At 72.6% G+C, this 26,690-nt stretch carries 25 protein-coding genes; 10 read left to right on the top strand and 15 right to left on the bottom strand.

Going from position 1 to position 26,690, the window contains the following annotated elements; translation table 11 throughout:
- Positions 1 to 22: 22 nt before the first annotated feature.
- The 3 genes from ACFMQL_RS35035 to ACFMQL_RS35025 all read right to left on the bottom strand — a co-directional run bounded on the left by ACFMQL_RS35035 (position 23) and on the right by ACFMQL_RS35025 (position 3,041).
- A complete protein-coding gene (locus tag ACFMQL_RS35035) occupies positions 23 to 1,393 on the bottom strand; it encodes a hypothetical protein (protein ID WP_378789084.1) in 1,371 nt (456 codons plus the stop codon).
- Positions 1,394 to 1,611: 218 nt separating this feature from the next.
- On the bottom strand, positions 1,612 to 2,487 hold the full coding sequence (locus ACFMQL_RS35030; protein ID WP_378789082.1) for a hypothetical protein: 876 nt from the start codon (positions 2,485 to 2,487) through the stop codon (positions 1,612 to 1,614).
- Positions 2,484 to 3,041 carry a sigma-70 family RNA polymerase sigma factor gene (locus ACFMQL_RS35025; RefSeq protein ID WP_364050875.1) on the bottom strand — a complete coding sequence of 186 codons (558 nt, stop codon included), beginning with the start codon at positions 3,039 to 3,041 and terminating at the stop codon, positions 2,484 to 2,486. The genes ACFMQL_RS35030 and ACFMQL_RS35025 overlap by 4 nt, the downstream gene beginning before the upstream one ends.
- Positions 3,042 to 3,317: 276 nt before the next feature.
- Between ACFMQL_RS35025 and ACFMQL_RS35020 the strand changes: the two genes are divergently transcribed.
- Positions 3,318 to 4,316 carry a putative FMN-dependent luciferase-like monooxygenase gene (locus tag ACFMQL_RS35020; RefSeq protein ID WP_364050878.1) on the top strand — a complete coding sequence of 333 codons (999 nt, stop codon included), beginning with the start codon at positions 3,318 to 3,320 and terminating at the stop codon, positions 4,314 to 4,316.
- Between the two features lie 19 nt (positions 4,317 to 4,335).
- Here ACFMQL_RS35020 and ACFMQL_RS35015 read toward each other — a convergent pair whose 3' ends face one another.
- Complete coding sequence (locus ACFMQL_RS35015) at positions 4,336 to 4,962, bottom strand: lactate utilization protein (RefSeq protein WP_364050881.1); 627 nt, start codon at positions 4,960 to 4,962, stop codon at positions 4,336 to 4,338.
- Between the two features lie 153 nt (positions 4,963 to 5,115).
- Here ACFMQL_RS35015 and ACFMQL_RS35010 point away from each other — a divergent pair, with 153 nt between their 5' ends.
- Positions 5,116 to 5,502, top strand: a complete 387-nt coding sequence (locus ACFMQL_RS35010) for a helix-turn-helix domain-containing protein (RefSeq protein WP_364050884.1) — start codon at positions 5,116 to 5,118, stop codon at positions 5,500 to 5,502.
- Between the two features lie 4 nt (positions 5,503 to 5,506).
- Here the strand turns inward: ACFMQL_RS35010 and ACFMQL_RS35005 are convergent, their stop codons facing one another.
- Positions 5,507 to 6,970, bottom strand: coding sequence for a multicopper oxidase family protein (locus tag ACFMQL_RS35005; protein ID WP_378789077.1), 1,464 nt, complete (start codon positions 6,968 to 6,970; stop codon positions 5,507 to 5,509).
- 256 nt (positions 6,971 to 7,226) lie between these two features.
- Here ACFMQL_RS35005 and ACFMQL_RS35000 point away from each other — a divergent pair, with 256 nt between their 5' ends.
- The gene (locus tag ACFMQL_RS35000; protein ID WP_378789076.1) at positions 7,227 to 7,844 is read left to right on the top strand and encodes a class I SAM-dependent methyltransferase; all 618 of its coding nucleotides are present in this window, start codon (positions 7,227 to 7,229) and stop codon (positions 7,842 to 7,844) included.
- A 30-nt stretch (positions 7,845 to 7,874) separates the two neighbouring features.
- Here the strand turns inward: ACFMQL_RS35000 and ACFMQL_RS34995 are convergent, their stop codons facing one another.
- The 4 genes from ACFMQL_RS34995 to ACFMQL_RS34980 all read right to left on the bottom strand — a co-directional run bounded on the left by ACFMQL_RS34995 (position 7,875) and on the right by ACFMQL_RS34980 (position 12,836).
- A complete protein-coding gene (locus ACFMQL_RS34995; RefSeq protein ID WP_378789074.1) occupies positions 7,875 to 8,801 on the bottom strand; it encodes a BTAD domain-containing putative transcriptional regulator in 927 nt (308 codons plus the stop codon).
- A gap of 250 nt (positions 8,802 to 9,051) precedes the next feature.
- Positions 9,052 to 9,990, bottom strand: a complete 939-nt coding sequence (locus ACFMQL_RS34990; protein ID WP_364050896.1) for an aromatase/cyclase — start codon at positions 9,988 to 9,990, stop codon at positions 9,052 to 9,054.
- Between the two features lie 69 nt (positions 9,991 to 10,059).
- On the bottom strand, positions 10,060 to 11,226 hold the full coding sequence (locus ACFMQL_RS34985) for an MsnO8 family LLM class oxidoreductase (protein WP_378789072.1): 1,167 nt from the start codon (positions 11,224 to 11,226) through the stop codon (positions 10,060 to 10,062).
- Positions 11,223 to 12,836 (bottom strand): ABC transporter substrate-binding protein, encoded by a 1,614-nt coding sequence (locus ACFMQL_RS34980; protein WP_378789070.1) that lies wholly within the window; start codon positions 12,834 to 12,836, stop codon positions 11,223 to 11,225. The genes ACFMQL_RS34985 and ACFMQL_RS34980 overlap by 4 nt, the downstream gene beginning before the upstream one ends.
- A 277-nt stretch (positions 12,837 to 13,113) precedes the next feature.
- Between ACFMQL_RS34980 and ACFMQL_RS34975 the strand changes: the two genes are divergently transcribed.
- The 4 genes from ACFMQL_RS34975 (at position 13,114) to ACFMQL_RS34960 (ending at position 16,828) form a co-directional block, all read left to right on the top strand.
- On the top strand, positions 13,114 to 13,770 hold the full coding sequence (locus ACFMQL_RS34975) for a TetR family transcriptional regulator (RefSeq protein WP_364050904.1): 657 nt from the start codon (positions 13,114 to 13,116) through the stop codon (positions 13,768 to 13,770).
- A 121-nt stretch (positions 13,771 to 13,891) separates the two neighbouring features.
- The gene (locus tag ACFMQL_RS34970) at positions 13,892 to 14,806 is read left to right on the top strand and encodes an NADP-dependent oxidoreductase (RefSeq protein ID WP_378789068.1); all 915 of its coding nucleotides are present in this window, start codon (positions 13,892 to 13,894) and stop codon (positions 14,804 to 14,806) included.
- A gap of 104 nt (positions 14,807 to 14,910) precedes the next feature.
- Entirely contained in the window at positions 14,911 to 15,936 is a 1,026-nt protein-coding gene (locus tag ACFMQL_RS34965; RefSeq protein ID WP_378789066.1) for a DUF6081 family protein, read from the top strand.
- 10 nt (positions 15,937 to 15,946) lie between these two features.
- Positions 15,947 to 16,828: an SRPBCC family protein gene (locus ACFMQL_RS34960; protein ID WP_378789064.1), complete on the top strand. Its 882-nt coding sequence runs from the start codon at positions 15,947 to 15,949 to the stop codon at positions 16,826 to 16,828.
- A gap of 153 nt (positions 16,829 to 16,981) precedes the next feature.
- On the opposite strand, the gene ACFMQL_RS34955 is transcribed toward ACFMQL_RS34960, so the two are convergent.
- The 4 genes from ACFMQL_RS34955 to ACFMQL_RS34940 are packed head-to-tail and all read right to left on the bottom strand — an operon-like array spanning position 16,982 to position 21,214.
- The gene (locus ACFMQL_RS34955) at positions 16,982 to 17,860 is read right to left on the bottom strand and encodes a glutathione S-transferase C-terminal domain-containing protein (protein WP_364050915.1); all 879 of its coding nucleotides are present in this window, start codon (positions 17,858 to 17,860) and stop codon (positions 16,982 to 16,984) included.
- Complete coding sequence (locus ACFMQL_RS34950; RefSeq protein WP_364050918.1) at positions 17,857 to 19,446, bottom strand: ABC transporter ATP-binding protein; 1,590 nt, start codon at positions 19,444 to 19,446, stop codon at positions 17,857 to 17,859. Before ACFMQL_RS34950 ends, ACFMQL_RS34955 begins: the two co-directional genes overlap by 4 nt.
- Positions 19,443 to 20,258: an ABC transporter permease gene (locus ACFMQL_RS34945; protein ID WP_378789061.1), complete on the bottom strand. Its 816-nt coding sequence runs from the start codon at positions 20,256 to 20,258 to the stop codon at positions 19,443 to 19,445. Before ACFMQL_RS34945 ends, ACFMQL_RS34950 begins: the two co-directional genes overlap by 4 nt.
- Complete coding sequence (locus tag ACFMQL_RS34940) at positions 20,258 to 21,214, bottom strand: ABC transporter permease (RefSeq protein WP_378789059.1); 957 nt, start codon at positions 21,212 to 21,214, stop codon at positions 20,258 to 20,260. The genes ACFMQL_RS34945 and ACFMQL_RS34940 overlap by 1 nt, the downstream gene beginning before the upstream one ends.
- A gap of 168 nt (positions 21,215 to 21,382) precedes the next feature.
- Between ACFMQL_RS34940 and ACFMQL_RS34935 the strand changes: the two genes are divergently transcribed.
- Positions 21,383 to 22,141, top strand: coding sequence for a TylF/MycF family methyltransferase (locus ACFMQL_RS34935; protein ID WP_378789057.1), 759 nt, complete (start codon positions 21,383 to 21,385; stop codon positions 22,139 to 22,141).
- Between the two features lie 183 nt (positions 22,142 to 22,324).
- Here ACFMQL_RS34935 and ACFMQL_RS34930 read toward each other — a convergent pair whose 3' ends face one another.
- The gene (locus ACFMQL_RS34930) at positions 22,325 to 22,918 is read right to left on the bottom strand and encodes an NAD(P)H-dependent oxidoreductase (protein WP_364050929.1); all 594 of its coding nucleotides are present in this window, start codon (positions 22,916 to 22,918) and stop codon (positions 22,325 to 22,327) included.
- 298 nt (positions 22,919 to 23,216) lie between these two features.
- On the opposite strand from ACFMQL_RS34930, the gene ACFMQL_RS34925 reads away from it, so the two are divergent.
- Both ACFMQL_RS34925 and ACFMQL_RS34920 read left to right on the top strand, forming a co-directional pair.
- A complete protein-coding gene (locus tag ACFMQL_RS34925) occupies positions 23,217 to 24,068 on the top strand; it encodes an oxidoreductase (protein ID WP_378789055.1) in 852 nt (283 codons plus the stop codon).
- A gap of 27 nt (positions 24,069 to 24,095) precedes the next feature.
- On the top strand, positions 24,096 to 25,262 hold the full coding sequence (locus tag ACFMQL_RS34920) for a nucleotide disphospho-sugar-binding domain-containing protein (protein WP_378789053.1): 1,167 nt from the start codon (positions 24,096 to 24,098) through the stop codon (positions 25,260 to 25,262).
- A 95-nt stretch (positions 25,263 to 25,357) separates the two neighbouring features.
- Here ACFMQL_RS34920 and ACFMQL_RS34915 read toward each other — a convergent pair whose 3' ends face one another.
- On the bottom strand, positions 25,358 to 26,482 hold the full coding sequence (locus tag ACFMQL_RS34915; protein ID WP_378789052.1) for a hypothetical protein: 1,125 nt from the start codon (positions 26,480 to 26,482) through the stop codon (positions 25,358 to 25,360).
- Between the last annotated feature and the right edge of the window lie 208 nt (positions 26,483 to 26,690).

The raw sequence follows: 26,690 nt of genomic DNA, 5'->3' as shown, positions 1-26,690 counted from the left end.
CCACGTGCCGGGCGCGGCCCCGCTAATTCCGTGACGGGTCCCGCTGGAAGGCGAGGGCGGCGGCCAGGCAGGCGACGGGGACGACGGGCAGCACGTAACGGTGGTCGAAGTCGAGGACCGCGACCGGGCCGACCAGCAGCGCCAGCGCCACGGCCTGCGGCAGCAGCGCCACGCGCGGCCGGCGGATCGCGGCCACCGTTCCGAGCAGCAGGATCGCGGCCAGGAACGGGCCGCGCAGGTAGGCGACGTACTGGTAGGCGATGAGGAAGTCCGCGTACGGCGAGACCGACGACAGGCCCCGGATGTCCGGGTCGTACTCGCGTTTCACCTTGTCGATCAGCGGCTGCGCGGGCAGCTTCCAGTGTCCCTTCCTGAAGCCGAACGCGGGCGTGGTGCGTTCGGGATGCGGGATAGGGGTCCAGGAGAAGGCGATGGCGGTGTCGCGGGCCACGTCTCGCAGGTAGTCGAGCGGCTGGGCCAGGATCGCCCGTACGGCGAACTCGCGGGCCAGGTCGTTGTGCGTGAACCGGTCGCCGGGCAGCAGGTTGAGCGACGCCTGCGGGGCCCAGACGTACTCCGATGCCGCGTCCAGCTCCGTGCCGTTCGGGCACAGGCGGGCCAGGTGGGGCGGCGGCTGGATGCGGGCGCAGTCGGCGAAGGTCATGGTCCGCGCCCACAGGGCGACGCCGTCCGCGCCGCTGATGGCGAAACGGCCGTGGTGCTGGGCGTACCAGGCGGCGTACCCGGTCAGAGGCAGCGCACCCGCCAGCGCCAGCGCGCCCAGCGGCCGCCACCCCACCCGCCGCACGGCCAGCACCAGCACGACGAGCAGCAGCAGGGGCAGCGCGATCGTCCTGGTCAATGCCGCCGCGGCGAACAGCAGGCCCGCGCACGCGGCCGCCCGTACCGAGACCTCCGGCGACCACATCAGGACGGCCAGGGCGGCCACGATGAGGAAGATGAACTGCGTGTCGGACAGGATCCCGGTCTCCAGCCGCAGGAACGAGGCGTCGAACAGCAGCGGCACCGTCGCGGCCGCCGCCGCCCAGCCGGGCACCGACCTGCGCCGCAGCACCGCGTAGAGCAGCAGCCCGGTGGCCAGGCCCATCGCGTGCTGGACGGCGACGATCAGCTCCACGCTGTGGAACGGCAGCAGCGCCCGCAGCAGCAGCGAGTAGCCGATCGGGTGGAAGGACGCCGACGGCGCAGGATGCACCGCCATGTCGAGGTAGGTGAAGGAGTCGTACCAGTAGAGGGTGGCGGGGCGGTAGCCGAGCATCGTCACCACCCGCAGCGCGGCGGCCAGGGCCAGCAGTACGGCGAAGAGGCGGTGGTCCGCGAGGGCGGCGGAGCGGCGCTGCGAGGGCAGCGCGACGCGAGTGTCTACGAGCACGGTGGATCCGATCGTGTACGGGCATGGCGAACCGCACCCATGGCGGTCGCCTGGATGGCATGCGGGGATCAGGTGGCAGGCAAGGCGGCGGCCGGCCTCCGGCGTGCGGTGCCGCCTGCCGGCTTCGTCAGCGGACGTTCAGCGTCCGGCGCGCGCCGGATCCGCCGGTGGGCGGCGCACGCCGGGTGAGGCCGGGCCTGCGTGCTGCGGGCGGAGCGTCAGCAGCCTTTCTGGGGCCGGCGTACGCCGGGCTCGCCGGGCCCGTTGTAGTCGCTGGGCTTGCCGGGCTTGTCGGCGACGAGCAGGAGGGCCTGGTGGTCGGCGCTCATCACGCCGTCGAGCACGTACCAGCCGTCGGGGGGCGTGAAGCCGCGGGGCCTGCCGTACGCGGTGTACGACGGGGTGACGCCGCGCTCGCGCAGCAGGGCCGCGACCTCGGCGACGGTCCGGTTGACGTAGTCCACGCAGTGCAGCGGCTCGCCGGGCATGGCGATGCCGGGCGGCATGCCGTATCGCTCGCCGGGTGCGGCCCGGCGGCCGAGGATGACACCGGCCTTCTTGGTGTAGCCGACCGGCACCTTCAGGCCGATGGGGCAGCCGCCGAAGCGCTCGCAGGGCCCTGGACGGTCGATGGCGCGGATCGGGCCCTGCGCGGGCACCGTCTCGCCCGCCCGCAACCGGTCCACGTCGTTCAGCACGAAGATCTGCCCGGTCATGCTCGCGGAGGTCGGCACCAGCTTGAGCGTGATGTTGATGCCCCTGGCGCGCAGCTCCCGCTCGTACACCTCGGGCTCGGCCATCAGGTCCTTGACCGTGATCACGTAGTGGCCGTCCACGACCTTGATGTCCAGCGCGGCGGACGCGGGGGCCTGCGCGACGCCGAACGACATCAGCACGGTCAGCGCGGCCAGCGCCGGCACCGCCGCCCACCTGCGGATCCGAGAGGTGAGACGGCCTCTGCGGCTCTCGGCGACGGGGATGGAGGTGACCTCCTCCAGCAGCTCCCTGGAGATCGGCGTCATACCGGGACCGGGATCGGGCGCGATGCCGGCGACGAGACGATCGATCTCGTGCATCACAGTGTCCCTTGTCATGGCGTCCCCTTTGTCATCGCGACGGCGCGCAGGCCGATGCGGGTGATGTCGACGTTCTCCGCGAGCAACTGCTTGGCCAGCCGTTTTCGAGCCCGGTGCAACCGCAGGCGGGCGTTGGCGCGGGAGCAGCCGAGCACGGTGGCGATCTCGTCGGAGCCGAGCCGTTCCCAGCCGGCCAGCGCGAGGATCTCGCGGTCGCCGGGGCTCAGCCGGGCGAACGCCTCCTTCACGCCGCGCAGGTGATCGCCGGGCTCGGCGTGCTCCGCCGCCCATAGGGCGAGCTCCTGGCCGAGCCGTTCGACCAGCTCGCTGCGGCGCGACTCGGCGCGGCGGCCGTTGGCCAGCACGCGGCGGGCCACGCCGAACAGCCACAGGCGGGCGTCCCGCCCTTCGGGGATGTCGTCCAGGCGGCGCCAGGCGGTGGCGAACGTCTCCGCGACGGCGTCGGCGGCGTCCTCGTGGGATGCGGTACGCCGCCGTACGTAGGCCAGGATGTCGGCGTAGTTGGCGACGTAGATCACCTCGAAGCGCTGCTTACGGTCCTGGTGCGTCACGTCGCCTGCTTCCCTCCGATGGGTCCGACATCCCATACCTGTCCGGACCCGCCGGATCGTTTCACCTCATCTCCGGCCGTTCGGGGACAGTAAGCCCTACATTCCCTACTAGATGTATGGGTTATAGTGCATGATCGAGAAAGGCGACCCGATCGAAAACCGCAGCTCGTCGCGGTCCCCCCGTGAAGCAAAGGACGCGTCGTTGATAACCGGAAGCACCCAGCCTGGGCATGACAACACCCGTGAGCTGTCGGCCGCGTTCCAGGAGCGGATGCCATGAGACTCGGATTCTTCACCCGGCTGCTGGACGACGTACCGCCCGGCGAGCGCTACCGGCTGGCCGCCGAGCAGATCAGACATGCCGAGGCGTACGGCTTCGACACCGCGTGGGTGGCGCAGCACCACTTCGACGGCGAGGAGGGCGGGCTGCCCGCGCCGCTGGTGTTCCTGGCCCACGTCGCGGCCACGACCAGCCGCATCAGGCTCGGCACCGGGATCATCACGCTGCCGCTCGAACATCCGCTGCGGGTGGCCGAGGACACCGCCGTGCTCGACCTGCTGTGCGGCGGGCGGCTGGAGGTGGGCGTCGGCGGGGGCGGCACGCCGTCGGCATTCGTGCCGTTCGGACGTGACCCCGCCGACCGCGCGGCCCTGTACGCCGAGCACCTGTGGGTGCTGCGGCGCGCCTGGGCGGGGGAGCGGCTCGGCGGCGGCAACCGGCTCTACCCGCCCGCGTCCCGGCTGCTCGACGCCGTGTGGGAGGCCACATTCTCGGTCTCCGGGGGCGCACGCGCGGGCCGGGCTGGGCATGGGCTGATGCTCTCCCGTACCCAGCCCAGGCCCGCGGAGGACCCGCAGGCCACCCTCGCCGACCTGCAGCTCCCGATCATCGCGGCCTACCGCGAAGCCCTTCCGCCGGGGGCCGAGCCGCGCATCATGGCTTCGCGGACCGCGTTCGTCGCCGACAGCCGGGCCGAGGCGCTGCGCTACGCCGAGCTGGGCCTGGGCCGCCGCAGGCTGCCGTACGAGCTGCCGCAGCGCGATCTCCACAGCAAGATCGCGGCCTTCGACGTGCACCTCGGCACGCCGCAGGACGTCATCGAGAGCCTGCGCGCCGACCCCACGCTCGAGCAGGTGACCGACGTGGCCTTCCAGGTGCACTCGGTGGACCCGCCGCACCCGCTCATCCTGCGCTCCATCGAGCTGCTGGCGACCGAGGTCGCGCCCGCGCTCGGCTGGCAGCCCTCGGCGGAGGCCGGCGCGAGGCGGGCGTGACCCGTCGTTCAGTAGCCGTTCAGAAGCCGATCTCCTCGCGTACGAGCACGACCGTGGCGCGCTCCGGCAGGGCCTCGCGCTCGATGATGAGGATCTTGCCGATGAACGACGACTGCCCGATCTCCTGCAGCCGCTGGTGCTCGCGCGGCAGGCTGTACGTGCGCACCCGCCGCAGCCCGGTCTCCAGGTCAGGCACCACCTTCTGCGCGCCCACCACCCAAATGACCTTGCGCGCCCCGGACGCGTACGGCGCGAGCTGGCTGCCGCTGGCCGAGGCGACGACCAGGTGGCCCTCCTCCGTCACCGCGTGCACGCTGCCCACGACGTACTCGGCGGTCGCGCCGAGGCGGAGCACCGCCTGCACGTCGTTCTCCGGCAGCTCGGCGCCGGCGCGGACGGAGGCGTACGTGCCGGACTCGTCGAGGTCGGCGGCGATGCCGGACAGCCGGAGCGTCTCGCTGGAGGTGGTGAAGACGCTCTGGTCGCCGGGGACCAGCTCGCCGACGAGCTTGCGGGCGTCGGCGACGCTGTCCACGACGTGCACGACGAAGCCGTTCTCGCGCAGCGCCGCGGCCGCGCGGTCCAGCCGCCCGTCCAGAACGGGGGCGGCGAAGGTCTGGTCGGGCACGAGAGTTTCCACGGACATGATGAATCCCCTGAATATTGCGACGGTTTCGACTGGTAACCGGCACCATTCTGAGTAACGCTTAATTCCTACCGGAAGTAGGCACTTTTATCTGCCTCGGTGAAACGGAGGGAACCCTTGCACGTCGACAGCCCAGCGGCCCGCGTGAATTCCGTGCTGAAAGCGCGCGACGAGCTGACCTGCCAGGTCCGCGACGTCCTCAACAGGGTGGGGGACAAATGGACCCTGTCGGTCGTCAACGAGCTGGGCGCCGGGCCGCGCCGCTTCAACGAGGTGCGGCGCGCGGTGCCCGGCATCAGCCAGCGCATGCTGACCAGGACCCTGCGCGTGCTCGAACGCGACGGGCTGGTGGTCCGCAGCATCTACGCCGAGGTGCCGCCCAGGGTCGAGTACGAGCTGACGCCGCTCGGCCGCACGCTGCTCGAACGCGTCTCCGGGCTGATCGACTGGGCCGTGGAGCACCACGAGGACGTCGAGAGCGCGCGCGGCCGCTACGACGCCCGGCACCCGGGCGACGCATCCCGAGATTTCGCGGAATGAGGGGTCAGACGACCTCGAACACCGCCATCATCCCCATGCTGGAGTGGTCGAGCTGGTGGCAGTGGAAGACGTAGCGGCCCCGGTGGTCGGCGAACGTGGCCTTCACCCGTACGGTCTCGCCCGGCGCCAGCGCCACCGTGTCCTTCGGTCCGCGTTCCTGCGGCCCCGCCGGCACGCCGTCCCGGTCGAGCACCTGGAACTGCACGAGGTGCACGTGGAGGTTGTGCGGCACCCCGATGGGGTCCGCCGAGTTGTGGATGCGCCAGATCTCGGTGCTGCCCTCGTTGATCGTGAAGTCGACGCGCTCGGGGTCGAAGAGCTTGCCGTTGATGGTGAACCAGCCGAGGTCGACGTCGTAGGCGAGCGTCACATCGCGCTCGATCGTGGCCTCCGGCAGCGGGTCCTGGGGCCGGAGCTCGGAGGGGACGCGGCTGTCGTCGCGCTCGCGCTCGCCCACGTCGAAGCGGAGCACGGGCTGTCCGCTGAGCACGTCGTCGAGTACCAGCTTGGTGCCCTCCGGATAGCGGGAGAAGTCGATGACGACGTCGGCGCGCTCGGCCGCGCTCAGCGTGGTCGTGTCCGTGGGCGCGGGGGCGGGCAGCAGGCCGCCGTCGCTCGCCACCTGCACCAGCTCCTCCCCGCCGGCGAGCCGGAGCTGGAAGACCCGCATGTTGCTGGCGTTGAGCAGGCGTAGGCGGTAGCGGCGGCCGGCGACCGGCAGGTACGGGGCCGGGCGGCCGTTGGCGAGCAGCGTGGTGCGGTTGCCCGAGTCGTCCATGATGAAGACCAGGCCGCCGTCCTCGGCGAAGCGGGCGTCGGTCAGCATGATCGGGATGTCGTAGGAGCCCCTGGGCAGCTTGAGCGCGCGCTCGCCGGGGTCTTCGAGCAGGTAGAAGCCGTGCAGGCCGCGGTAGACGTGCTCGGCCTCCATGTGGTGCGCGTGGTCGTGGTACCACAGCGTCGCGGCGGCCTGCTGATTGGCGTACTCGTAGGTGCGGGTGGTGCCCGGCGCGATGAGGTCGGTGGGGAAGCCGTCGTGGGCGGCGGGCACGTGCGCGCCGTGCAGGTGCACCGATGTGCCCGTCTCCAGGGCGTTGGTGTGGTGCACGATCACCCGCCGGCCGGTGGTGGCGCGGATCGTGGGCCCGACGAACGAGCCGCCGTAGGTGAGCACGGGGGTCCGCAGGCCGGGCAGCAGTTCGGCGACCGCCGGCCGGGTGGTCAGCCGGTAGACGTCGGCGTCGGCCAGCACGGCGGACGGCTTGAGCACGGGAGGCAGCGGCAGGCGCACCGTGAAGGGCTCGGGGGCGGCCGCCGCCCGCCCGCGGAACACGGCGGCGGCGTGATGGTGGTGACCGGCGGGCCGCGCGAACGCCTGGACGCCGGTGTCCTGCGCGGCGAGTGCGGGAATCACGGCGGCGCCGCCCGCGAGGGCGCCCAGTTTGAACAGGTCACGTCGTTTCACCATGGTCGGCTGCTCCCCGTGCTGCTGCGGCCGATCGAACCGCGGGAACGCGGCGAGATCGGAGGTCGGCTGAGAGATCGCTGGTGCGATGTCGTGGGAAGGCTGGCTTTCCGCGCTCGCGCGGGCCTAGAACGCGGCTCGAACCGGCCGCTCCCGCCGCCGCTCACAACGCGGTCCATGGGGTCTTGAGGGCGGCTCTACCGGACGGCGGGAGGCTGGGAGCCGGATCGCAGGGCGCCGCGAGGAAAGGCGGGGTGACATGGGGGAGAAGGACCCTTTCGAGGAGGCGTACCGTGCCGCCAGGACACGGCGGAAGGCGCCGCCGTGGGACGTGGGCCACCCCCAGGAGGTCGTGGTCGGCCTGGAGTGCGCCGGGCTGATCGAAGGGCCCGTGCTGGACGCGGGATGCGGCACGGGCGAGCACACGCTGCTGCTGGCCGCGCTCGGCTACGACGTGCTGGGGATCGACAGCTCTCCCGCGGCGATCGCCGAGGCGCGCGACAAGGCTAAGGAGCGCGGGATCGCGGCCGCGTTCGAGTGCGCGGACGCGCTGCTCGTCGGCGCGCGCGGGGAGTCGTACGCCACCGTGATCGACACGGGGCTGTTCCACGTGTTCGACGCCGAGACCCGGGCACGCTACGCGGCGGCCCTGCACCGGGCCTGCCGCCCGGGGGCGCGCGTGCACGTCCTGTCGCTCTCCGACACCCCGGCCGATGGCTTTCCGCCGGGCGCGGGGGAGGCCGACCACCGCCGGGCGTTCGGCGCGGGCTGGCAGGTGGAGGCGTTCGAGGCCGCACCGTTCACCTGCCTCGATCCCGCCGACCCGCGGCGGGAGGTGGACGTGCCGGGCTGGCTGGCCCGGATCCGCCGCGTCTGACCGGCCTGATCGGTCTGATGGGCGGGCGCATCAGCCGCGCCGCCGCCGGTGCTGCGTCCTGCGGCGGCGGGACGGCTTGCCGCGGGTGCGCTCACCGTCGGCGGGTTCCCCGCTGACCGGGGCCGGCCGCTTGGCCCGCTCCGGCGCCCCCGCGTGCGCGGGCATCCGGAAGAACGACGGGGTGCGGTGCAGGATGGGGTCGTCGGCCAGGATGGCGCGGTGCAGCCGCTGGAGCTTGACCGACGGCTCCAGCCCCAGCTCGTTGATCAGGCTGCCGCGCAGCGTGCGGAAGGCGGCCAGCGCCTCGTCGCGCCGCCCGCAGTGATGCAGGCAGATCATGTACTGCGCCTGCAGCGTCTCGTGCAGCTGGTGCTCCATGCACAGCGCGCGCAGCTCGCCGAGCATCTCGCTGTGCCGGTTGAGCCGGAGATTCGCCTCGATGCGCTTTTCGATGGTGCCGAAGCGGGCCTCCTCCATCCGGACGATCTCGCGGTGCAGCAGCGGCCCCGGCGGCACGTCCACCAGGGCAGAGCCCTGCCACAGCCGCAGCGCCTCGTCGAACAGCCGCACGGCCTCGGCCCCGTCGTTGGCGTCGAGCGCCTCGCGTCCGCGCGCGTCGAGCGCCTCGTAGCGGTGCAGGTCGATGGAGTCGGGCGGCAGGCGCAGCAGGTAGCCGCCGGCGGTCGTGACGAGCCGTTCCTTCGCGACGATGGAGGCGGGGACTTTCATGGCGGCGGCCATGCTTTTCCGCAATTGCATGATGTACGTCTGCAGCGTCGTCACCGCGCTGCGCGGCGGATTGTCGTCCCAGAGCTCTTCCATGATGGCGGCGTTGGGCACGACGCGGTTGGAGTTGAGCGCCAGTAACGACAGGATCTGCCGCGGCTTGTGGGCGCTGGGGGTGATGTCGACCCCGTCGTGATCGACATTCAGTGCGCCTAGCACCCTGACGTGCATGACGACCTCCCGGTCTGTGGGTGTCCGCCTCGGGTTCTCGATGGCGGGCCGTTCAGAACTTTCCCTACCAAATTTGCAGGTTTATAGCGGGATACTAAGTGTTTCGCAGTGAATTGTCACGTTTCCCGGCGGAGGGGATCCGCCTTTCGCCGGGAAATGGAGCCGATTTCTGGCAACGCCGAACAGCGCTATCGGCGTTTCACCGATAGCGCTGAGAAAATCGCCGCGGAATGGCATCCGCGGCGATCTTTCAGGTCGTCTTTTCCACGTGGGCCTTGGCCCGCTGCAGAATCAGTCGTGCGTTCCCTCCCAACGCCCGCTCGATCCACGCCCTGGCCTCCGCCAGGCTCACCTGCGGGCCGAGCACGTCGGCGATGCCCTCCTCTCGGATCACGATGGTCTGGCGCGCGGTCACCTCGACGCCGTCCTCGCGCTCCTCGATGGACCACTCACCCGTGTGGCCGCTCGCCAGCGGCGGGATCACGAGCTGCTTGTAGACGACCTTCCTGCCGGGGACGCCGATCCTGACCTGGCGGGTGGTGTGCGGGTGGCCGTCCTTGTCGGGCGACTCCAGCTCCAGGATGTGCGCCTCCTCGCCGGCCGGCCGGACCTCCGAGCGGGCGATGTGCTCGAAGTGCTCGTGCCACCTGCCGCCGTCGTACAGGAAGTCGTAGACCGCCTGCGCAGGGCCGGCCACGTGGACGATGTCGCGCAGTTCGAGCAGCACGTCGGACGCGCGAGGCTCCAGATCCGCCGCGGCGAGCAGCGCGGCCAGCTCCGCCGTGCTGTTGTCGTCCAGGACCTCGTCGATCCAGGCCACGGCGTCCTCGCTGACCGGCCGGTAGTCGTGCAGCAGCCGCACCAGCGACCGCTCGGGGCCGTCCGGCTCGACGATCCAGCCGCCGCCCATGTCGGCGACGGGATGCTGGGCCACCTCCTGCCGGTAGAAGACGCTCAGCGACTCGGGGGCGAGGGTCCGCAGCGCCACCCACTGGCGCACGTCCTCGCCGCCGTGCAGCCAGATCCTGGCCCGTTCGCGCTCCGCCGTCCGCTCCAGATACTCCACGTGAACGATCGGCGGGAAGATGCGCGGCCACACCGTCAGGTCCGCGAGCAGCCCGTAGACGGTCTTCGCCGGAGCGTGCGCGGTGCCCCGGTGCTCCACCTCGTGCTTGTCGGGTTGCGCCAATGCTCTTTCCTTCCTGCGGGTGTCTGTGGCCGCCATCGTGGTACCGGGCGCTGGGGCCGCTGCCGAACCTCACTCGACCGCCGATCGAGCCCGCTGCCCGCCCCACGCCTCGGCCAGCAGCTCATACGAGCGCACCCGGTTGGCGTGCCGCGCGGTGATCGTGGTGATGAGCAGCTCGTCGGCGCCCGTGACCGCCGCCAGGCGGCGCAGCTTCGAGGTGACCGTGGCGGGCGAGCCGGCGATATGCGTGCTGATGCGATCGGCCACGTACGTGCGCTCCTCATCCGTCCACTCGTGCGCCTCCGCCTCGGCCTCGCTGGGGAAGGGCCCCGTGGCGAGGCCCCGCCGCATGTTCAGCACCCACAGCGCGGTCGGGGCCGCGAGCCGGGCGGCGCTCTCGTCGTCCTCGGCCACGATCACGTCGGCCGACACCATCACGTACGGCTCCGCCAGCCGCTCCGACGGCCGGAACGCCGCCCGGTAGGCCGCCACCGACTCCAGCACGGTCGCCCCGCCCAGGTGGTAGTTGGCCGCGTACGGCAGGCCGTGCTCTCCGGCCGCCGCCGCGCTGGCGCCCGCGCTCGACCCCAGCACCCACACCTGCAGGTCGGCGTTCTCCGCGGGCAGCGCGCGCAGCGATATCCCCTGGTCGGTGCGGTAGTCGCCGCGCAGGAAGCGCAGCACGTCGCGCACCTGACCCGAGTAGTCGTCGTCGGCGCCGTCCACCTGGCCGAGCAGCCTGGCCTTGATGCGGAACAGCTCGGTGTCGAAGGAGATCGCGGTCCTGGCGGGGATGACGACGCCGTCCACCACCGCGCCCCGGCCGATCGGCGCGACCCCGCCCGCCGGCACCTTGGCCGACTCGGCCGCGACCTCGGCGAACCGTTTGGAGCCCGATCGTCCCAGACCCAGGTCCACCCGGCCGGGGTGGAGCTGGGCGATCGTGCCGAACTGCTCGGCCAGCAGGAGCGGCGTGGAGTTGGCGATCAGCGCCGCGCCCGAGCCGACCCGCAGGCGCTCGGTGGCCGAGACCACCAGCGCGATGAGCACGGCCGGAGCAGCAGCGGCCACGCTGGGGCTGAGGTGGTGCTCGGCGATCCAGTAGCGGGAGTAGCCGAGCCGTTCGGCGTGGCGGGCCAGGTCGAGCGTGTTGTGCAGGGCGTCGGCCGCCGTGCCGCCCGAGGTGATGGGCGACAGGTCCAGGACCGACAGCGGGATCGCGTTCGCGCCGCTCATGAGGCCAGCCAGGCGTCGTGCAGGCGCAGCCGTACGGACGGATCCAGCGTCAGCCCGCGCACCGCCTTCGACACCCCCACGACCTGCGCCAGCTCGAACACCGGGATGGCGTAGCCGCGGTCGAGCACGGTCTTCTGGATCTCCTTCACCACCTCGTTCCTGCCGGCCTGATCCAGTGTGGAGATCTGCCGGTCGAGCCGCTTGTCCAGGTCGGTGGCGGGAAGGTAGGCGGCGGCGGAGAACTTCGTGGAGAAGACCGTGCGCAGGATGTCGGGGTCGGCCCTGGTGCTGTTGCCCCAGCGGAAGTCGATCTGCTTCTTCTCCTGTGCCTCGCCGAACCCGGCCGCGTCCACCGGGCGGAGCTGCAGCTCCACGCCGATCTTGCGGAGCTGCTGGGCGATCAGCTCGAGGATCGTGGTGTTGGGGTTGAAGCCGGTGGTGAAGTAGACGTTCAGGCTGAGCCTGCGGCCGTCCTTCACCCTGATGCCGTCGGGTCCCGGCTGCCAGCCGGCCTTCTCCAGCAGCGCCGTGGCCCCCTCGGGGTCGTAGGCGAGGTCGGCCCCGAAGTCGGCGTAGCCCGGGGTGGAGCTGGTCAGGATGCTGGTCGCCGGGCGGTAGGTGGAGGTCAGCACCACGTCGACCACCTGCTTGCGGTCGATGCCCTTGCTGACCGCCTTGCGCACCGCCTCGTCGCCGAGCAGCGGCCGGAACGTGTTGGGGTAGAGGGCGTAGGGCAGGCCCGGGTTGTGGCGGCTGAGCACCTCGAAGCGGCCCTGCCGGAACTGCCGCTCGGTCACCGGCTGCACGTCGGTGATCGCGTGCACCTGGCCCGAGGTGAGCACCCCTGTACGCACGCCCTGCTCGGGCACGATGCGGAACTCCACCGCGTCCAGGTACGCCTCGCCCTGGTGGGCGGCCAGCGACGAGGGCCAGGCGTACCCGGCCCGCCGCTTCACCGTGACGCTGTGGTTGGTCTGCAGCCTGTCCAGCACGAACGCGCCGGAGCCGATCGGCGCGCGGCACCGGTCGGCCGGCGGCTTGGCGAGCGAGGCGGGGGAGCTGAGCCCCAGCGAGGTGGTCGCGGTGGCCTGGAGGAACTGGGCGTTGGGGGCGTCGAACTCGACCTTGGCGGTGTGCTCGTCCACCACGGTCGTGCCCTTGTAGCCGGACAGGTACGTGGAGGCGAACAGCGACTTCGCGCCCAGCCTGACGATCTCGTCGAGGTTGGCCTTGACCGCGGCCGCGTTCACCGGCGCGCCGTCGCTGAACGTCACGCCCTCGCGCAGGTGGAAGGTGAACGTGGTGGCCTCGGGATCGACCTCCCAGGAGGTGGCCAGCCACGGCTTGATCTCGCCCGTACGCGGGTCCTGGTCGGTGAGGGTGTCGAAGAGCTGGCGCATGACGTTGACGGCCGAGGAGAAGTTGGCCTGCGGCGGATCGAGGCAGACCGGATCCTCGGAGACGGCGATCTTGAGTGTTCCGCCGGGGCGGGGGGTGGTGGCGGCGCTGCCCGCTCCCTCGGCGGAGCCGCCACAACCGGCGGCGGCGAGGGTGAGGGCGAAGGCGAGGGCCGCGGACAGGCCGCGGCCGGCCGGTGACACGACTGTCACTGGGGTGAGCTCCTGTCGAGAACGTGGAACGTACGTGCTCACGGCACGCTTGAGCGGCGCGGGGATGTCGCCCGCGGTGATCAGGGACGAAAGACGAAAAGAGACGAAAAAAGGGGAGCCTGGTCAGCGACAGGCTTGGCCGGCGATCCGGCAGTAATCCACGTGGCGGCGCGAGACGAGACGCAACGGGAAAGGCATGACGACCTCTCTTCCGCAGAGCGGCGATACCGATCACCGTACCGGAGTGGAGTGCTCCGTTCTATGCTAGTCTCGGGATGTGAGAGGGAACACCGCTGGAAAAGGGCCGCGCCGGTCCGACGCCAGCCGCAACGACCAGCGCATCCTCGCCGCCGCCCGCGCCGTGTTCGTCGAGATGGGGCCGGAGGCTCCGGTCTCGGTCATCGCCGAACGGGCCGGCGTCGGCATGGGCACGCTGTATCGCCGCTATCCGAGCAAGGAAGACCTCATGCGCGCCCTGTCGCTGGCGCACATGGAGCAGACCTGGGAGGAGGCCGAGCGGGGCCTCGCCGCCGAGGACGCCTGGGAGGGGTTCGAGGGCTTCGTCACCGCCTGCGTCGAGGCGGGCGTCGACGGCTCGCCCAGGCTGGCCGGCACGTTCGAGATCACCGAGGACGTGCTGGCCGCGAGCAAGCGGGCCCGCGAGGCCATCCAGACGCTCGTGGACCGCGCGCAGGCGGCCGGGGTCCTCCGTCCCGACGTCAACGCCGACGACATCATCACCCTGCTGCACGCGCTGCGCGAGCGGCGCGCGGAGAAGGGCGAGACGGCGGCGGCGCTGAGCCGCCGCTTCCTCGGCATCGTGCTCGACGGCCTGCGCCCGGAGGGGGCCCATCGGCTGGGCGCGCCGGCCACCGACTGGCAGGAGATCGAGGAGGCGATGAAGGGCCGTTCCAAGGAGTCCGGCTCAGGCTGAGGCGCTCCCTCTCATATCGCGCACGACCGGGCCGCGCAGCGCCGCGCCGCCCGCTGTCCCGCATCCCCGCACCGCCCGGGCGCACCGGGCGGTCCGCGGCATGTCCTCAAGGAGGTCTCAGGTGCCTGTTGCCATCGCGTTCTCCGAGTACGGTCCCCCTTCGGTGCTCCACCCCATCGACATCGACGAGCCAGAGCCCGGCGAGGGGGAGGTCCGGGTCAGGGTCCGGGCCGCGGGCGTGACGCCGTTCGACGCCAAGCTCCGCGCCGGGGAGTTCCGCGACTTCTTCCCCGCGTCGTTCCCGCAGCGGCTCGGCAACGAGTTCGCCGGGGTGATCGACGCGGTCGGCGAGGGCGTGACCGGCTTCGCCGTGGGTGACGAGGTGCTCGGCTGGACGCTGGCGGCCGCGTACGCGGAGGTGATCGTCGTCCCCGCCGTCCAGCTCGCCGCCAAGCCGGCGGACCTGCCGTGGGAAGTCGCCGGCGCGCTGTCGGTCGTGGGGCAGGGCGCGTACGGCTTCGTGGACGAGCTGGGCGTGAAGAAGGGGGAGACGTTCCTCATCCACGCGGCGGCGGGCGGGGTCGGCACGGTCGCCGCCCAGCTCGCGGTGGCGCGCGGCGCGACGGTGATCGGCACGGCGAGCGAGGGCAACCACGACTATCTCCGCTCGCTGGGCGTCACCCCCGTCACCTACGGTCCCGGCCTGGCCGACCGGATCCGCGCGGCCGCGCCCGGCGGCGTGGACGCGGCGCTCGACGCGATCGGCGGCGAGGCGACCGAGATCTCGGTCGAGCTGGTCTCCGACCGCCGGCGGGTCGGCACGCTGGTGGACGCGGAGGCGGCCATCGCGAAACACGGCATCAAGCAGCTCACCGGGGCCCGCTCCGCCGAGGTGCTCGCCCACCTGGCCGGGCTGGCCGCACGCAAGGAACTGATCCTGCCGACGACGCCGTTCCCGCTGGCGGACGCCGTACGCGCGCACGAGCGGGTCGATCACGGCCACGGGCGCGGCAAGGTCGTGCTGACCGTGGGCTGACCTCCCCGGGTGCGGTCGAGCCGCGCTCGACGCGGACTCGACCGGCTCCACATTCAATCTCCGCTGCAAGGCCGATCTTCGGCTGCTCAGAACAGGAGATTGCATTGAGGAGTCTGCACCGCGCGATCGGGAGCGTGCTCGCCTCGGCGGCTCTGGTCGCGGCCATCGCCGCTCCGGCCTCGGCGACGGACACGGGCCGCGTCGAGCGCCTCTTCCACGACGACTTCCGCGCCGGATTCGACACGGTGGACACCTGGGTGGTGGACCGCGACGGCGTCCCCACCACCTCCGACGCCGGCCTGAACGTCCGCTCGTCGGGCACCAACCCCGTCACCGGCGAGCCCGCCTTCGTCTTCACCACGCCGCAGGAGGACGACGGCGGGCTCGGCGCGAGCGACGAGGTCAAGTGGGGCGCCACGGTCAACCACACCTCGTCCAACGGCATCCGCGGCTTCGACGTGCCGGACGGGTCGGTCTTCCGCTGCGAGGTGGAGCTGGCGGTGCGCACGTACGGCACCGCCGCGCACCCCTTCGGCGACCTGGCCGGCCCTCCGGACCACGACCTGCGGCTGGCCTCGGCGACCGTGCAGGCCGCCGACCCGGAGACCGGCTCGGTGTTCACGTACTTCGTCACCAACCGGCTCATCTACGCCGCCTACGCCCGGCAGCCCAAGCCCGGCCAGGACCACGCCTCGTTCTTCTACGCCATCCCCGTCGTGCCGCGGGTGCCGTCGCAGAGCAACAGCCTGGCCCTGGAGTACGACAAGGACGCGGGCGTGGTGCACTGGGTGGTGGACGGGCGGCGGGTGCTGCGGCTCGACCGCATCGGCGAGCTTGCCTTCGACCGCACGTACCTGCTCACCGACCACGGCGGCACGCCACGGCTCGCTCACCCGCGCCAGCTCTACTGCGGCTTCAGCACCGTCACCTTCCTCGACGGCGCCGGCCGCGACGGGCGGGGGCTGGTACGCCTGTCGAGCCTGCCCGACACCTACTACGCGCCCCGCGTGGGCGCGCCGACGCCCGCCGAGTTCTACGACGACGAGAGCCTGGAGAGCAACCGGCTGTGGGGCCAGGGCATCGAGATCCAGGTCGATCACGTGACCGTCACACTGCGGCACGGCTCCTGAGGAGGCCGCCATGACCGACCCGTCCCACGTGTCCACCGCGGCGGTCGGAGCGCCGGCCGAGACCGTGCTGCGGCTGCTGACCGCTGTGTCCGCCTGGCCGCGCGTCTTTCCCTCCGTCGTGCACGCCGAGCCGCTCGACGGCGGCGGACAGGCCCGCGTGTGGTGGCTGCGCGGCGACGAGATCGCCCTGACCACCGTCCGGTACGGCGGCGACGGCGCCTCCGTGACGTTCCGCGCGGACGGCGACCCCGTGCCGCCCTTCACCGGTACCTGGACGGTGGAGCCGCGCGGCGAGGGCGAGAGCAGGCTGAGCGCCGACATCGGGCCCGCGGTCCTGCTCGAGCCGGTCAGGATCGCGGCGGAGGAGGAGATCGGGCGGCCGGAGGTGCTGCTGGAGTTCGCCGACACCGTCGAGATCGCGGGAGCCGCCGCCGACGTCTACGACTTCCTGCACACGGTGGAGGGCTGGCCGGAGGTCGTCCCGCACGTCGCGGCCGCCTCCGCCACGCCCGCAGGACCGCACGGGCGGTTCATCGAGATCGACAACGCCGGTCCCGATGGCCCGAAGCGCACCACCGAGGCGGTCCGGGTCGGCTTCCCGCACCGCGCGATCGTGGACAAGCACCTGCTGCTGCCGCCGCTGGCCACGCTGCACGTGCTGCGCTGGACGATCGAGGAGGTCGACGGATCCGTGTCGGTGACCGCGGCCCACACGGTCGTGATCCGGCCGGAAGGCGTCGCGGCCGTCCTCGGCGAGGGGACGACCGTGGCCGGCGCACGGGAGTGGATCCGCACGGCGCTGGGCGGCAACAGCGTCGTGGTCGCCGAGCGCGCCCGCGCCTACGCCGAGCAGCGCGCGTCTGGCTCAGGAGCCGCCCGCCGCACCGCCTGAGCCGGGGCGTCCATACGGGCGTCCGGCCGCTCAGCGGTCCATAGGGGCGTCCGGCCGCTCAGCGGGCCGGACGGCGAAAGCCGCTCCGGCCGCCCGCTGCACCGGACGGCCCGGGTCGCCGGACGGCTGCGGACGACCGGCGACCCGATGCGGCTACGGCCGCGCGTCCGCCAGCCATTCGGGGACGACGAGCGTGGTCTCGCGGAAGGCCGGCAGCGCGAACAGGTCCTGCACGTAGCGGTGCAGCCGCTCCCACGACGGGAGCGGCCGTCCCGTGATGCTGGACAGCGCGTTCCCGCCCTGGTCGAAGCGGACCAGCGTGGTGTAGAAGCGCAGGTCCGCCTCGGTGATGGCGTCGCCGAGCAGGTAGCGGTGCGTCGCCAGCCGCGCGTCGAACTGGTCGAGCGCCGCGATCACCTGCGGGCGCACGTCCTCGTGACGCTTGGCCGTGGCGGACAGGGCCAGCGAGATCTCCTCGTAGATGAGCGTGTTGACGGCGTCGATGCGCCCGGCGAGCTCCTGCGGGTAGAGCTGCACGTCGCTGGTGGCGTACGCGCCGAACTGCGTGCCGATGTCCCGCAGGATGTTGAAGTACTGGTTGCTCAGGATGCGGCCCTCGTGCCGGTCCCACAGCACCGGCACCGAGATGTGGCCGGAGTAGCCGGGCCTGCTCGCCTCGTACGCCTGGCTGAGCAGGGTGAAGCCGTTGACCTCGTCGGGGCCCCGGCGCTCGCGGAAGGCCCAGCCGCGCCCGTCGCGGTCGTCGTCCACGACCGAGACGCCGATCACGTTCTCCAGGCCGAGCAGCAGCCGGGCGATCCTGGCGAGCTGCGCGACCGGGCACGACAGCGCCACATAGAGGTGGTATCTGCCGGGCTCGGCGGGGTGCGCGGCGTCGCCGATGCGGCCGTCGAAGTCGTACGCGGGGGGCACGCTGCGGTCGGTCATGCCGCGGAACGGGTCGTACCTGCCGTACCTGTCGAGATCGACGGGGCCGGCGTAGGCCGGGGCCCCGGTCGTACGGGCTGTCATGCGGGCTCCTCTATGGTCGGTTCAGCGGGGACGGCGTCGAGCAGCGCCCTGGTGTAGGGGTGGCGCGGCTCGCCGAGGACGTCGGCGGCGGGCCCGTGCTCGACGATCCGCCCGGCCCGCATCACCGCCACCCGGTCGGCCACCTGCCGCACCACCGCCAGGTCGTGGGAGATGAACAGGTAGCTGAGGCCGAGCTCGGCCTGCAGCCCGGCGAGCAGGTCGAGCACCTGGGCCTGCACGGTCACGTCCAGCGCGGAGACCGGCTCGTCGCAGACGACCAGCTCGGCGCCGAGCGCGAGCGCGCGGGCGATGGCCACCCGCTGGCGCTGGCCGCCGGACAGCTCGGCGGGCCGCCGCCGCGCGATCGAGGCGGGCAGCGCGACCCGGTCGAGCAGCTCGGCGACGCGGGCCCGGCGCGCGGCGCGGTCGCCCACGCCGAAGGCGCGCAGCGGCTCCGCGACGCTGTCGCCGACGCTGCGCCGGGGGTCGAGCGAGGAGTACGGGTCCTGGAAGACCGGCTGCACCCTGCGGCGGAACCGGCGCAGCGCGGCCCGCCCGCCGGCGGCCACGTCCTGCCCGTCGAACACGACCCGGCCGCGCGTCGGCGGCAGCAGGCACAGCGCCATGAGCGCCAGCGTGGACTTGCCCGAGCCGGACTCGCCGACCAGCGCCAGCGTCTCGCCGCGCCCCACGCTCAGCGTCACGTCGTCCACGGCCGTCACGTCGCCGAACGTCTTGGTGACGCCTTCCATCGACAGCAGCGGCTCGCCGGAGGCGGGAACGGCCGGCCTGGACGGCGCTGCGGCGAGGCTGGGGGCGTTCGCGACCAGGCGGCGTGTGTACGGATGGTCCGGCGCGCGCAGGATCACGGCCGCGGAACCGCTCTCCACCGACCGACCCTCGTGCAGCACGAACACGCGGTCGGCCCGCTCGGCGGCCAGCGCCAGATCGTGGGTGATGAGCAGCACGGCCGTGCCGGAGCGCCGGGTGAGCGCGGTGAGATGGTCGAGGATCTGCCGCTGCACGGTGACGTCGAGCGCGCTGGTCGGCTCGTCGGCGATGAGCAGCCGGGGCCCGGCGGCCAGCGCGATCGCGATGAGCACGCGCTGGCGCATGCCGCCGGACAGCTCGTGCGGGTAGCGGCGGGCGCACGCCTCGGGATCGGGCAGCCCGACCTCGCCGAGCAGCTCGACGGCACGCTCCCGCGCCTCGCGGCGCTCGGCCATGCCGTGGACCAGCAGCGTCTCGGCGACCTGCGCGCCCACCCGCATGACGGGGTTGAGCGAGACCATCGGGTCCTGCGGCACCAGGCCGATCTCCCTGCCGCGGATGCGCCGCATCCGGCGGCGGCCCGCACGGACCAGGTCCTCGCCCGCGAACAGCACACTGCCCCCGGTGATCGCCGCGCCCGCGGGCAGCAGCCCGAGCACGGCGTGCGCCGTGGTGCTCTTGCCCGAGCCCGACTCGCCCACGACCGCGACGATCTCGCCCTCGCCGACCGTGAGATCCACGCCCCGCACCGCCGGGCCGCCACGGTAGGAGACTCGCAGGCCGCTGACCCGCAGCAGCTCCCCGCCGCCGCTCACCTCGGCACCGCCGCGGCGCCCTCGGGACGGGTGTGGCTGAGGCCCGTCGCGGCCAGCACGGTGAGCACCACCATGAGCCCCGGAAACGTGGTCAGCCACCAGCAGGTGCCGACGAAGTCACGGCCGGCGGCGGCCAGCGCTCCCCATTCGGCGTTGGGCGGCGGCGCGCCGAAGCCGAGGAAGCCCAGCCCGGAGGTGGCCAGCAGGGAGCCGCCGATCGCCAGCACCGCGTACGACAGCACCGGCGGCGCGGAGTTGGGCACGACGTGGCGCAGCAGCACCATCGGGGTGCGCACCCCGGCGGCGATCGCCGCCTTGACGTAGAGCCGGGTGCGCACGCGCAGCACCTCGGCCCGCATGAGCCGGGCGAACGTGGGCACCGTGGCCAGCGCCACCGCGATGGCGATGTTGGTGGTGCCGCTGCCCAGCACGGCGATGGTGACGAGGATCATCAGCATCGTGGGGATGGCCATGAGCACGTCCACCGCCCGCATGACCAGCCCGTCGAGCAGCCCGCCCGCGTACCCCGCGATCAGGCCGAGCAGCATGCCGGCGGCCAGCGCCAGCGCCGTGGCGAGCAGGCTCACCTCCAGCGACGGGCGGGCGCCCCAGACGACCTCGCTGAACAGGTCGCGGCCGAGCTGGTCGGTGCCGAAGGGGTGGGCGGCGCTGGGCGGCAGCAGGGCCCGCGCGGGGTCGCCCTCGTGCGGCCCGTACGGCGCCACGGCGGAGGGGAACAGCGCGCAGACCGCGATGGCGGCGGCCGCCGCCGCGGACAGCAGCGTCGCGGGCCGGCGCAGGAACGTCGGCATCAGGTGGTCCTCCCGGCCGGGCGGCCCGCGGTGACGCGCGGGTCGAGCCATGAGTAGAGCAGGTCGATGAGCAGGTTGAGCAGGATGTACGCGGCGCCCACGAAGACGACCATGGCCTGGACGACCGTCATGTCCCGGTGGGCGATGGCCGTCACCAGCAGCCGGCCGAGCCCGGCCCGCCCGAACACGATCTCCGCGACCGTCGCGCCGCCGATCAGGCCGCCGGTCAGCATGCCGACCACGGTGATCGCGGGCAGCGCGGCGTTGCGCAGGGCGTGGCGCAGGTTCACCCGTACCGGGCTCGCGCCCTTGGCCAGGGCGGTGGTCACGTACGGCTCGGCGAGCGTGTGGCGCAGGCTGCCGCGCAGCACCTGCGCGATCATCCCGGCGCTCGGGACGGCCAGCGTGAGCGCGGGCAGTACCAGGCTGCCGAAGCCCTCGTTGCCGGTGGCGGGAAAGAGCGGCAGCCGGAACGAGAAGCCCTCGATGAGCAGGATGCCCAGCCAGTAGCCCGGCATCGAGACGCCCAGCACGGCCAGCCCCGCGAGCGCGCCGCTGAGGAGACGTATGCGGGTCAGCGTGCCGGCCACGGCGACGGCCACGCCGATGAGCAGCGACAGCGGGAGCGCGAGCGCCAGCAGGGCGAGGCTGTCGGGCGCCGCCTCGCCGATGGCCGCCACCGCGGGCTGGCCGGAGGCGATGCTCCTGCCGAAGTCGCCGGTGAGCGCGTTGCCGATGAAGGTCAGGTACTGCTCCGCGATCGGCCGGTCGAGCCCGAGCTCGTGCCGGAGTGCGGCCTCCTGCTCGGGGGTCGCCTGCAGGCCGCCGAGGTTCCCGTTGAGCATCAGCTCCACCGGGTCGCCGGGCAGCAGGTGCACGAGGGCGAAGGACAGCGTCACCGCGACCAGCAGGACCAGGACCAGGGAGAGCAGGCGCCGGAGAAGGTACCGGCTCACGGGCGCGGCGTGCGGGGCGAAACGATCATGATCGTCACGGTAGGCGCCGCCGCTAGAGCCCCGCTCGAGCGCGGGTGGAGCGTACCGGCTCCAACCGTATTCGAGGCCCTGCGGTGACGATCCTCGCGTTCCGCCATCCGGCCGCCGGCTCTGCCACGAGGAGATCACATGCCCGACGGGACGCAGCTCTACCTGGACCTGCTCAAGAAGATCCTGACCAACACCATCTACCAGGACCCCACCTTCCCCGACCCCGCCGCGGAGCACGGCATCTCGGGCTACCGGGACGACATCCGGGAGATCGGGCTCGACTGGCCCACCGTTGCCCACACCATGGTGGGCCGCAAGCGCCTGGACAACGTGCACTGGGCGGTGGAGACGGTGCTCAAGGACGGGGTGCCGGGCGACTTCATCGAGACCGGCGTGTGGCGCGGCGGCGTGTGCATCCTGATCCGCGCGATCCTGCAGGCGTACGGGGTGACCGACCGTACGGTGTGGCTGGCCGACTCGTTCGAGGGCATGTCGGTGACGGGAGACGACGGTCACGAGGCCGACCGGGCGCTGGCGGTGCACCGCTACAACCACGTGCTGGCGGTGTCGCTGGAGACGGTGAAGGAGAACTTCGCGCGGTACGGGCTGCTCGACGACCAGGTGAGATTCCTGAAGGGCTGGTTCAAGGACACGCTGCCCGCCGCGCCGCCCGGGCCGCTCGCGGTCATCCGGCTCGACGGCGACCTGTACGAGTCGACCACCGACGCGCTGGTGAACCTTTATCCGCGGCTGTCGGTGGGCGGCTTCGCCATCATCGACGACTACGCCATCAAGGCGTGCCGGGAGGCGGTGCACGACTACCGGGAGACGTTCGGCATTAAGGATGAGATCGTGCCGATCGACACGTTCGGCGTCTACTGGCGGCGTACGAGCTGAGCCGGGTGGCGGGCCGCCAGGCTCAGGCCGTACGCCGGGCGGCCCGCCACCCGGCGAAGGCCGGCTCTCCAGGGGTGGCGGCGGGCCGCCCGGCGAAGTGCTTGATGCTGCGGACGTGGGGCGGCTCGGCGGAGGCTGGTTTCCAAGACGCGTGAGAGCGGGCGCTCCCGGTGACCGCCCGGCTCAGCAGACGTAGGGGCGGGCCGCCCGCGCCGACCGCAGCGCCTCGCCCCACCAGCCGAGCTGGTCGAGCAGGAGCTTGGCGGCGGCGGAGACGCTCTCGGCGTCGCGCGGCCTGCCGGCCTCGTCGAACTGCGCGTACGCCATGTGGAAGCTGACCGTCTCGCGGATCGTGGTGGCGTGCAGCTCGGCGAAGACGAGCCGGAGCTGCTCGACGGCGCGCAGGCCGCCCGCGTAGCCGCCGTAGGAGACGAAGCCCACGGGCTTGGCCCGCCACTCGGGGCCGACGGAGTCGATGGCGAGCTTGAGCGAGGCGGGATAGCCGTGGTTGTACTCCGGGGTGACGACGACGAAGGCGTCGGCGGCGCCGATGCGGGCGGCGAAGTCGCGTACCTGCCTGTCGGGGTACTCGCCGGTGCTGACCGGGTGTTTCTGCTGGACGATCGGCAGGGGCACCTCGGCCAGGTCGATGATGTCGAGCTCGAAGCCGCCGTGATCGCGGACCCGCTCGACGACCCAGTTGCCGACGATGGAGCCGAAGCGGCCCTCGCGGGTGCTGCCGATGATCACGGCCAGGTTCAGAGGAGCGCCGGACAATGAGAGATCCCTTCTGCGCTGCGGAATGAGGGCATCGTAACACCGAAACGGAGCGGTGCGCTCCGTTCAGAGCGCAGCGCTCCACTTTGCCTGGTTGGTCGGCTTGGTGCAGCGCTCCGCTTGGCGCGGTTGGTCGGCTTTACGTTGGTCGGCTTTACGTAGCGCTCCGCCGAGTCCGGGCCACCGGCCGCGTGCAGCGATCGTTCAGCGCGGTCCGCCGAGCCGGGCGCGGCGATCCGCCCCGCGCGGTCCAGCGGCCGTGTAGCCGGAATCGAGCGAGGCCGCCCAAGGTGGCGGCATGACCGACACCACTGCACGGCCGCGCCGCTGGTTCGTCACCGGCGCCTCGCGCGGCCTCGGCCGGGCGATCGCCGAGGCCGCGCTGGCCGCGGGCGACATCGTGATCGCCACCGCGCGTAAGCCGGACGCGCTGCACGACCTCGTCGCCGCCCACGGCGAGCGCGCCATCGCCCTGCGGCTCGACGTGACCGACCGGCAGGCCGTCTTCGCCGCCATCGACCGGGCGGTGGAACTGGCCGGCGGCATCGACGTCCTGGTCAACAACGCCGGCCACGGGCTGGCCGGGGCCGTGGAAGAGGTCTCCGAGACGCAGGCCCGCGAGGAGCTTGAAGTCAACTTCTTCGGCGCGCTGTGGTGCGTGCAGGCGGTCCTGCCGGTGCTGCGCCGCCAGGGGAGCGGCCACATCGTCCAGATGTCGAGCATCGCGGGCGTGACCACGTACCCGAATCTCGGCCTGTACTGCGCGAGCAAGTGGGCGCTCGAAGGGCTGAGCGAGACGCTGGCCAGGGAGGTGGCCGGGTTCGGGGTGCGAGTGACGATCGTGGAGCCGGGCGAGTTCCGTACGGAGTGGAGCGCGGGCAGCATGGTCAGGGCCACGCCGCTGGCCGCCTACGACGACGTGCTGGCCAAGCGGCGGCACGGGCTTTCTGGCGCGTACGCGCACCTGCAACCCGGAGATCCCGCCCGGCTCGGCCAGGCGCTGCTGGAGGTGCTGGACGCCGATCCGCCGCCGCTGCGCCTGCTGCTCGGGCGCGGCGCGGCCGAGCTGGCCCCGCGCGTGCTGCGCGAGCGGATCGCCGGATGGGAGCCGTGGCGCGAGCTGGCGGAGAGGGCGGACTTCGATGCGTGAGCCGGGGATCTGCGAGGAGGCCTGGGCATGAAGGTCATGATCGTCGTCCTGCCGGCGCTCGGGCACCTCTTCCCGGTGGTGCCGCTGGCCTGGGCGTTGCGCGCGGCCGGTCACGAGGTGCTGGTGGCCACCTCCGACGGCGCGGTGAACGCCGCGATCCGCGCCGGGCTGCCGGTCGTGGACGCCGCTCCCGGCGTGGACATCGCCGCCACCGTCTTCGGGCAGGGCCAGGGCACCAAAGAGGAACGCGCCCGCACCTTGCGCGAGCGCGGCAAGAAGATCGCCGAAGCCGGTGCCACCACCCCAGACCTGGTCTTCGAACGGTTCGCCCGGGTCTGCGCGCTGATGGCGGGCGAGACGCTGAAGGCGGCCCGGGACTGGCGTCCCGACCTGGTCGTGTACTCCAGGCTGCAGGGCGCGGGGCTGCTCGTCGCCGCCGCGCTCGGCATCCCGGCCGTCGAGCACGGCTTCAACTTCGTCGCCGAGCCCGGCTTCGCCGGACGCTACCTGCCGCACCTCGCCGAGACGTTCGACCGCAACGGCGTGCCCAGGCGCGAGCCGTACGTTCAGCCGCTGCATGTCGCGCCGCCGGAGCTGATGATCGGCGGCGGTGAGGGCTGGCCTGTCCGGTACGTCCCGTACAACGCGGGCGGTGAGCTGCCGCCCTGGCTCTTCGAGCCCGCCCGGCGGCCCCGGGTGCTGGTCACGTTGGGCACCGTGGTGCCGAAGATGGCCGGGCTCGACGGGCTGGCCCCGCTGCTGGCCGCCGCCGAGGAGACGGACGCCGAGTTCGTGCTGGCCCTGGGCGGCCAGGCGGAGCCGGGCGCGCTCGGGCCGCTGCCCGCCAACGTACGCGAGGCGGCCTGGCTGCCTCTGCACACGGCGCTCGCCCGCTGCGCCGCCATCGTGCACCACGGCGGGTCCGGCACGACGCTGACCGCGCTGGCCGCCGGAGTACCGCAGCTCGTGCTGCCCCATGGCGCGGACCAGTACATCAACGCGGGCGTCGTCAGCGGCGGCGGGTTCGGGCTGAGCCGCGAGCCCGAAGCAGCCGGCCAGAAGGAGCTCGCCGAGCTGCTCGACGACGGCCCCATCCGCGCCGCCGCACGGGCGGTCGCGCGGCGGCTGCGCGACCTGCCACCGCCCGCCGCCCTGGTGCCCAGGCTGGAGGGCCTGGCCGCGGCAGGCGGCTGAAGCCCCCGCTCAAGAGCCTGATCACGGCGGCCCTATGAGCGGCCGCGTAGGGCTCAGGGCCTGAGCCTGGTGACCGGCGGGCCGTTGGGCCCCCGCTACCGGGGCTTGCGGGCGGGGCCCGGCTCGTCGTTGAAGCCCTTCTCGATGAACGCGATGTTGTGGTACACGTGCACGCCCGTCACGTGGGCGTCGGTGTAGGAGGGCGCTTTGCCGTACTCCTTGTGGTGCAGGCCGTCGAGCAGCGCCCCGATCAGGCCCATCGTCGTGCCGGGGCCCGAGGGGCCACCGCCGTAGGAGGGCCAGTAGGAGGTCTGCAGGTCCTCGATGACGTACCAGCCGCCCGGCCGCACGTGCGGGAAGAGCGCCGCGAACGAGGCGAGCACGTGCGCGTTGACGTGGCTGCCGTCATCGATGACGATGTCCAGCCCGCCGAGCCCGGCGCCCAGACGGTCGAGGAAGGCGCCGTCGCTCTGGTCGCCTTTGATCGTGCGGATCCGGGGCTCGTCCAGCCGTTTCTCGTGCACGTCGAGCCCGTGGATCAGGCCGCGGCGGAAGTACCGCTGCCACATGCGCAGCGAGCCGCCGCCCGCGCGCGGGTCGTCGTAACCGCCGATGCCGATCTCCAGCAGCCGCACCGGGGCGTCGCGCAGCGGCGCGAAGTGGCGCTCGTAGTGCTGGGTGTACCAGTGCACACCGCCCCATTTGTCCGAGCCGAAGGCCACCGCCAGGTCGTCGAGCGGCGGGGGCGCGGTGCGCAGCTCGCGCAGCAGCGCGTGCCCGGCCCGGATGCCGCGCCGCCTGCGGGCGAGCAGCGGCGCAACCTCGGCCGGGTCGGGGTCGTCGGGCCAGCGGGCCGACAGGTCGTGGCGCAGGTGCAGGCCGGCGCCGCGGGTGCCGTACAGCGCCCGCGCGAAGTCCGCGATCGGGTACGCGATCCGCACGTCGGCCCCCTCGTCCGCCTCAGCCCCCGTGCCGAGCAGCGTCGCGCCCTCGGGCCCGAAGCCGATGTCGACGACGATGGAGGTCTCTGCGGGGACGGTCAGCTCCAGCCGGACCACCGCCTGTTCACGGGCCGGGCCGCAGCGGCTGAGCAGCTCGGCCACCAGCGCGTCCGCCACCTTCTCCGGGCCGGTCTCGGCGATCACGCGGTCGTAGCCGCCGTTCAGATCGCCCGCCTCGACCAGCGGCGCCACCACACCCCACGGTTCCACATCCGTCATGCGACGTGCCCTTTCTCCTCCGTTTTACCGGCCGAGCGTGGCTGGTGCGTGCGGAGCCGGCGTCCATGCGTGCTGGAGCGGGGCTGGAGGCGGCGCGGATGGGGGAGCGGTCCGTTCCACCGATCGGACGTGGCTGGTGCGTGCGGAGCCGGCGTCCATGCGCGCTGGAGGCGGCGCGAGCGCCGGAGCGCGGTCCGTCCGCGTTCGA

This window comes from Nonomuraea fastidiosa (assembly GCF_042751225.1).
Taxonomy (GTDB): Bacteria; Actinomycetota; Actinomycetes; order Streptosporangiales; family Streptosporangiaceae; genus Nonomuraea; species Nonomuraea fastidiosa.
This window is presented reverse-complemented; position numbering and strand designations above follow the sequence as displayed.

What these genes read in the sequence shown, in the direction of transcription:
- ACFMQL_RS35030 (WP_378789082.1), bottom strand. Translation starts at nt 2,487, where the DNA reads ATGACAAGGGACACTGTGATGCACGAGATCGATCGTCTCGTCGCCGGC.
- ACFMQL_RS35020 (WP_364050878.1), top strand. Translation starts at nt 3,318, where the DNA reads ATGAGACTCGGATTCTTCACCCGGCTGCTGGACGACGTACCGCCCGGC.
- ACFMQL_RS35015 (WP_364050881.1), bottom strand. Translation starts at nt 4,962, where the DNA reads ATGTCCGTGGAAACTCTCGTGCCCGACCAGACCTTCGCCGCCCCCGTT.
- ACFMQL_RS35005 (WP_378789077.1), bottom strand. Translation starts at nt 6,970, where the DNA reads ATGGTGAAACGACGTGACCTGTTCAAACTGGGCGCCCTCGCGGGCGGC.
- ACFMQL_RS35000 (WP_378789076.1), top strand. Translation starts at nt 7,227, where the DNA reads ATGGGGGAGAAGGACCCTTTCGAGGAGGCGTACCGTGCCGCCAGGACA.
- ACFMQL_RS34995 (WP_378789074.1), bottom strand. Translation starts at nt 8,801, where the DNA reads ATGCACGTCAGGGTGCTAGGCGCACTGAATGTCGATCACGACGGGGTC.
- ACFMQL_RS34985 (WP_378789072.1), bottom strand. Translation starts at nt 11,226, where the DNA reads ATGAGCGGCGCGAACGCGATCCCGCTGTCGGTCCTGGACCTGTCGCCC.
- ACFMQL_RS34960 (WP_378789064.1), top strand. Translation starts at nt 15,947, where the DNA reads ATGACCGACCCGTCCCACGTGTCCACCGCGGCGGTCGGAGCGCCGGCC.
- ACFMQL_RS34955 (WP_364050915.1), bottom strand. Translation starts at nt 17,860, where the DNA reads ATGACAGCCCGTACGACCGGGGCCCCGGCCTACGCCGGCCCCGTCGAT.
- ACFMQL_RS34945 (WP_378789061.1), bottom strand. Translation starts at nt 20,258, where the DNA reads ATGCCGACGTTCCTGCGCCGGCCCGCGACGCTGCTGTCCGCGGCGGCG.
- ACFMQL_RS34935 (WP_378789057.1), top strand. Translation starts at nt 21,383, where the DNA reads ATGCCCGACGGGACGCAGCTCTACCTGGACCTGCTCAAGAAGATCCTG.
- ACFMQL_RS34925 (WP_378789055.1), top strand. Translation starts at nt 23,217, where the DNA reads ATGACCGACACCACTGCACGGCCGCGCCGCTGGTTCGTCACCGGCGCC.
- ACFMQL_RS34920 (WP_378789053.1), top strand. Translation starts at nt 24,096, where the DNA reads ATGAAGGTCATGATCGTCGTCCTGCCGGCGCTCGGGCACCTCTTCCCG.
- ACFMQL_RS34915 (WP_378789052.1), bottom strand. Translation starts at nt 26,482, where the DNA reads ATGACGGATGTGGAACCGTGGGGTGTGGTGGCGCCGCTGGTCGAGGCG.